Raw genomic sequence first — 1,911 nt, 5'->3', positions numbered from 1 at the left:
TCCGCGCCCCCCGATTTTTTCCGCCTCAAAGGAATGACATTCCGCTCCCTGTGTGCTATACTAGAGTCAAATCCGCGGAAAAGGAGGATATAGCATGAGCGATTGTCTGTTCTGCAAAATCGCGGCGGGGGAGATCCCCTCCAACAAGGTTTACGAGGACGAGCTGGTGTACGCCTTTTACGACATCGACCCCCAGGCGCCCACCCATTTCCTGGTCATCCCCAAGGCCCATATCGGCTCCTGCGGGGAGATCTCCCCGGAAAATTCCGCCGTAGTGGCCCACGCCTTTGAGGTCATTGCACAGGTGACGAAGGACTTGGGCGTCACCGACTTCCGGGTGGTCTCCAACTGCGGCGAGCAGGCCGGCCAGTCCGTGCACCACCTGCACTTCCACGTGCTGGCGGGCCGGGACATGACCTGGCCTCCCGGCTGAGTATGAAGCCGCGCCCCCTGCTCCAGGGACTGGCCGGACTGGCGGCGTGGGGCTGCCTGTCCGGCCTGGCTCTGGTCCGTCTTTGGGCCGTGCTGTACGGCCGCGTGCCCGGCCCGGCCATTCTGGCCGCCGCCGCGGCGCTGGCCGCCCTGGTGGTGGGAGCGGCGTGGCGGCTCCGGCTGGTCTCCCGCCTGCTGCTCCCGTTCGGCCCCACCTGGAGGACCGCCCTGCTGGCTGGGGCGGCCTTTTTCCTGGGGGCTTTGCTGGACACCAGCTACGGCCTCTTCTCCGCGGGAGATATGGCTATCGGGCGCCTCCCCTTCCGGCTGGTCTGCGCCCTGGGCAGCGGGCTGGTACTGGCGGGCGTCGTGCTGGCCCTGGCCACCGCCGCCCGGCGGTTCGGCCGCCTGGAGCTGCCCCGCGGGAGAGCCCTGCTGCTGCTGGCCCTGGCGGTGAATGTTCTCACCGCCCTCTACGCCGCGGGCTCCGCCACGGTCTACTACTGGGATAGCAACATCTATTGGAGCTCCAGCACCATGCTGGCGGGTCAGAGCCTGGATCTGGCCCAGGTGCGGCTGGTGCTCCAGAGTGTCATCACCCAGGAGTACAACTACCTGCTCTCCTGGCCCATCTCCCTGGTGATGCGGGTGCTGGGTACCGGGCGGTACGTCTATCTCTTCGCCGTCGCCAATCTCTATGTCATGCCTGCCCTGGCGGGGATGGCGGCCCTGGCCCGGCGGGTACGCCGGGGCGGCGTACTGCTGGCCTGCGCCACCCCTATGCTGCTCTACACCGGGCTGACCGGCTTTGTGGATGTGGCGGCGGCGGGGGCCGGCATCTGGGCCTTTGTGATCTACACAGACGAGAGCCGTCCCCAGGCCGCCCGCGGCATCCTCACCGGGGCCCTGCTCACCCTGGTGTTCCTGCTGCGGCGGTACTTCTTCTTTTTCACCGTGTCCTTCGGGCTGGCGGCGCTGCTGGCCCTGGCGGTACGGCGCGGCCAGTGGAAGTCCTTTGCCGCCATGGCCGCCTCCGGCGTGGTGTGCTCCCTGTTCTTCGGGCAGAGCTTCCTGGTTGAACAGGTACTGCGCTCCAACTACTTTGACACCTACTCGGCCTACGACCAGGGCCGGTGGGTGGACGCGGTGATGCTGTGCCGCTACTTCGGCTGGGTGCTCATGGCCGCCGCCCTTGTGTGCGTGGTGTGGTGCCTCCTCCGGCGGCCTGCCGCCCGGTACACGGCCCTGCTCACCCTGGCGCAGCCGGTGCTGTGCCTGCTCCTGTTCACCCGGGTGCAGTCCCACGGGCAGCAGCACCTGCTGCTCTATCTGCCCGCCCTGTGCGCCGCCCTGGCCCTGGGGCTGGAGGCCCTGCCCGCCCGCAGACCCGTCCGGGCGGGGGCCTGGGTTCTGGCCCTGTGCATGCTGGGCAGCTCCCTCCTCCCCCGGCCCCAGCCCGCCAGCCCCCAGGAGATCGGC

General features: G+C 68.5%; 2 protein-coding genes. Both read left to right on the top strand.

Translation table 11 applies throughout. The features are described from left to right. The first annotated feature begins 94 nt into the window (after positions 1-94). Positions 95-433, top strand: coding sequence for a histidine triad nucleotide-binding protein (locus ACESY8_RS17985; RefSeq protein ID WP_009257557.1), 339 nt, complete (start codon positions 95-97; stop codon positions 431-433). 2 nt (positions 434-435) lie between these two features. Continuing rightward, on the top strand, positions 436-1,911 hold a 1,476-nt coding region (locus ACESY8_RS17980; protein ID WP_498794909.1), incomplete at its 3' end, for a hypothetical protein.

It is taken from the genome of Clostridium sp. ATCC BAA-442, assembly GCF_964239415.1.
GTDB classification, from domain to species: Bacteria; Bacillota; Clostridia; order Oscillospirales; family Oscillospiraceae; genus Flavonifractor; species Flavonifractor plautii.
This window is presented reverse-complemented; position numbering and strand designations above follow the sequence as displayed.